The following is a 3,272-nucleotide window of genomic DNA, read 5'->3' on the forward strand; positions in this document are numbered from 1 at the left end:
AGGCAGTCGATTTGGCGACAAAGGGTGCGGACAAATGGGGACACAGATGATGTTGGTCAGGATGGTAGAGCACGACGATGGGTGCGTCCTATGGTTCCCACGTGGTGAACATCAATTCGAAATCGGCAGCGCGCAAGCGTGTCCGGGAGGCGCAGAACAAGGCCAACGAGGCACGTCTGGAGCGTGAGCGTCAAAATGTCGATGACGCTGCGTCGTTCCTCGTCGAGCTTGGGCGGCTGGCCGCCGTCGACGAGTGGGAGCGCAACCGTATCCTCGAGATACACGCAGAGGGAGAGCGGCGCCGTCACGAACACCGCCAGGCCGGCGCGACAGCGTTGGCCCGGATGCAAGGCCGCGGTGAAAGCCTCACTGCGATCGCTGAACTGGCGGGAGTCAAAGTCGGTGAGGTAGCACACATCTCGGCTGGGCTCAATCCGGGACGTGTGTCGCCAAGTGACTCATCCTGTGCATCAACGGGTTTCGGATCGCGGAGCGCATGACCCGATTTGACTCTGCGGGCGGACTCGCCGGTCTCGGCTCCGACGACCAGCACCGCATCGCTGATACCGCGCACAATGTCCCCACCAAGGACCTCGACGAGGTATTGCGGTGTATTGCCGCCAATCGGGCAGCTGATGCGACGCCGGGGCGCCAGCCCAACCGCTTCGGCAATTCTCGACGCGGGATTGTCACGCGGAATCATCAGAATGCCCGGTGTCGCCACCGTATCGATCCGATGCCCGATCGCAGCGCCCGCGTCTTGCAATGCTCGACGCGCGGCTTCGCAAGCCAAATCGATGGGATCGACGACGCTGTCGCCGCGGTGCGTGATCTCACCGACCGCGACGACAACGGGAGTGCGGGGCGGAATCGCCAACGGTCAGGTCACGTTCATCGTCGGCACCTTTGTTGCGACATATTTGCGATATTGTCACATAAGTAGCCATGCGACAACCGGTTGGGTCGTTAATTCACGATCGGTCCGAGGCTGCATACTTGCTTCGTGACGAAGAAATCGTTGCGCTGGGGCACGGCACCTCCCACGACCCGCGACGTCGCCCGAGACCTCCTGCTCGATGCCGCCGAAGCGTGCCTGGAGGGCAAGGGGCTGCCGGGCACCACCATGGAGGACATCGCCAGACAGGCGGGGGTGTCGCGCGCCACGGTGTACCGCTACTTTCCAAGTCGTGAATCCGTCGTTTCCGGTGTCATCCTGCGTGCGGCCGAACGCTACCTAGACCGCATGCGTCGACGGATCGCAGTACATCGCGATTTGGGCACGGCAATACTCGATTTCGTCGAGGTCACGGTACGCGCCGCTCATCGCGAGCCGACAATCGGATTGCTGTTCGGCAGTGACGAGGAACTCGCCGGCGTGGGGTTGGCCAAGGGAACGTCGGTGGCTTTGTTTGAACTCGTGGCCGAGTTCCTTCGACCTGTCTTCGCTGCGCACTGGGACCAACTCGAGCCCGGGGTGTCGGTCGACGATGCCGCCGAATGGATCCTGCGAACCGTCCTCAGCCTGCTGTCGGTCCGCGGCCCCAGACACCGCAGCCCCGAAGGCCTCGATGCCTTTTTACGCCGATTCCTGCTTCCAGCTCTGCTCACCAACACCCAGCCTTGCGTCGATGCAACAAGTGCAGAGTAGTGTCTCAAACCATCGCATCGATATCCGTGGATGAGAAGGGGCGCTAACCATGGAGTTCGCGCAGTTCAATCAGCAGATCGCCAAGGAATTGCAGAACGCGGCGGCAACCACGGGAGGACTCTCCAAATACCTGGATTTTCGCCACACCGAGTTCGCCGCCGGGCGGCTGGTTGTGCAGATGGATGCTCGGGACGACCTTTTGACTCCGTTCGGCAATCTGCACGGCGGATGCCTGTCAGCAATGGTCGACCACTGCTTGGGCGTGGTGTTTTACCCGGTGATCCCCGCTGGATCGTGGGTCGCCACAACCGAATTCAAGCTGAACTTGCTGCAGCCCGTGTCAAGCGGAGTATGCGTCGCCGTCACCGAGATCATCGCGCTGGGCAAGCGCAGCGGTGTCGCCAGAATCGACATCACCAACGACGGGCGCGCGGTATGTGCCGCCCAAGGAACAGTGACCGTCGTTAGCCCTAGGGGGAATTCCTCGTGATGAAAAGGACCGATGGTATTGTCGTCCGACTTCACAACGGCGAGCGCACCCGATGACCGTTACGCTCGAGCGATTCCGCACCACAGACGGCGTCACCCTCACGGCGGATTGCTACCGGCACGACGCTGCCCGCGCCGTTGTGCTGCTCCTGCACGGCGGTGGTCAAAACCGACACGCCTGGGCGACCACAGCGCGCCGCTTGCACGCTCGTGGGTACACGGTCGTCGCGTATGACGCCCGAGGTCACGGCGACAGCGCGTGGGACCCTACCGGAAGATACGACCTCGGACGGCTAGCGTCCGATCTGCTGGCCGTGCGTGAACACGCGAGCACCGACCGCCCGCCGGCCGTCGTCGGCGCATCCTTGGGCGGCATGACCGTCCTGGGCACGCACTTGCTGGCGCCCGCCGACCTGTGGGGAGCCGTCGTCCTGGTCGACATCACTCCGCGAATGGAGTTTCACGGAGCACGCCGCGTCGTGTCGTTCATGGCCGCCCATCCTGACGGGTTCAGCACGCTCGACGACGCCGCGGACGTCATTGCCGAATACAACAGACATCGCACTCGGCCCAAGAACCCGGACGGACTCCGTAAAGTCTTGCGGCAACGCGACGATGGTCGGTGGATCTGGCGATGGGATCCGGCCTTCATCACTTCCAACTTCCAGTTTCTGCAAGGTGACCCCGCGACTGGTGCCGAAAAGTTCGACGCGATCAGCGAACTGCTTGTTGAAGGGGCCCGCCGCGTGCAGGCACCCACTCTTCTGGTGCGCGGCGTCCTTTCAGATGTGACATCGCAGCAGTCGGTCGACGAATTCCTCAAGGTCGTACCGCACGCCCAAGCGGTGGACGTCTCCGGCACCGGCCACATGGTCGCAGGCGACGACAACGATGCCTTCACCGCAGCCGTCGCCGGATTTCTCGACCGCACGATAAGCACTTCAGCGTGAAAAGCTCTGGGCTATCTGGCGCAGCCCGGGCTGGCCGCGCCAAAATCATGGCCGAGCTCGGCATCAAGGGGATCAGTCCGCGGAGGTTTAAGACCACCACGGTGGTCGATCCGGCCTCGTTTCCGCCGGATCTGATCGGCCAGCGCTTTGATAAGGGCCGACTCGACGCGGTGTGGTCCTCGGAT

General features: G+C 62.8%; 4 protein-coding genes and 1 pseudogene. 4 read left to right on the forward strand and 1 reads right to left on the reverse strand.

Annotated features, from left to right (window positions below):
* The first annotated feature begins 101 nt into the window (after positions 1–101).
* Entirely contained in the window at positions 102–500 is a 399-nt protein-coding gene (locus tag JF781_RS27635; protein ID WP_174814222.1) for a hypothetical protein, read from the forward strand.
* Here the strand turns inward: JF781_RS27635 and JF781_RS28665 are convergent.
* Positions 416–877 (reverse strand): annotated as a pseudogene (locus tag JF781_RS28665) (acetyl-CoA acetyltransferase); the annotation flags it as partial. The gene JF781_RS27635 and the pseudogene JF781_RS28665 overlap by 85 nt on opposite strands.
* Positions 878–1,003: 126 nt before the next feature.
* Here JF781_RS28665 and JF781_RS27640 point away from each other — a divergent pair.
* From JF781_RS27640 to JF781_RS27650, 3 genes are read left to right on the forward strand one after another with little or no spacing between them, the layout of a single operon-like run.
* Positions 1,004–1,648, forward strand: coding sequence for a TetR/AcrR family transcriptional regulator (locus tag JF781_RS27640; protein ID WP_007168379.1), 645 nt, complete (start codon positions 1,004–1,006; stop codon positions 1,646–1,648).
* Between the two features lie 49 nt (positions 1,649–1,697).
* Positions 1,698–2,138, forward strand: a complete 441-nt coding sequence (locus JF781_RS27645) for a PaaI family thioesterase (RefSeq protein ID WP_007168380.1) — start codon at positions 1,698–1,700, stop codon at positions 2,136–2,138.
* A 52-nt stretch (positions 2,139–2,190) separates the two neighbouring features.
* Positions 2,191–3,087, forward strand: coding sequence for an alpha/beta fold hydrolase (locus JF781_RS27650; protein ID WP_007168381.1), 897 nt, complete (start codon positions 2,191–2,193; stop codon positions 3,085–3,087).
* Positions 3,088–3,272 lie beyond the last annotated feature (185 nt).

It is taken from the genome of Mycobacterium sp. WUMAC-067 (assembly GCF_020217485.1).
Classification (GTDB): domain Bacteria; phylum Actinomycetota; class Actinomycetes; order Mycobacteriales; family Mycobacteriaceae; genus Mycobacterium.

Excerpts from the sequence above, each read along its gene's own strand:
- JF781_RS27645 (WP_007168380.1), top strand. The coding sequence starts at position 1,698 with ATGGAGTTCGCGCAGTTCAATCAGCAGATCGCCAAGGAATTGCAGAAC.
- JF781_RS27650 (WP_007168381.1), top strand. The coding sequence starts at position 2,191 with ATGACCGTTACGCTCGAGCGATTCCGCACCACAGACGGCGTCACCCTC.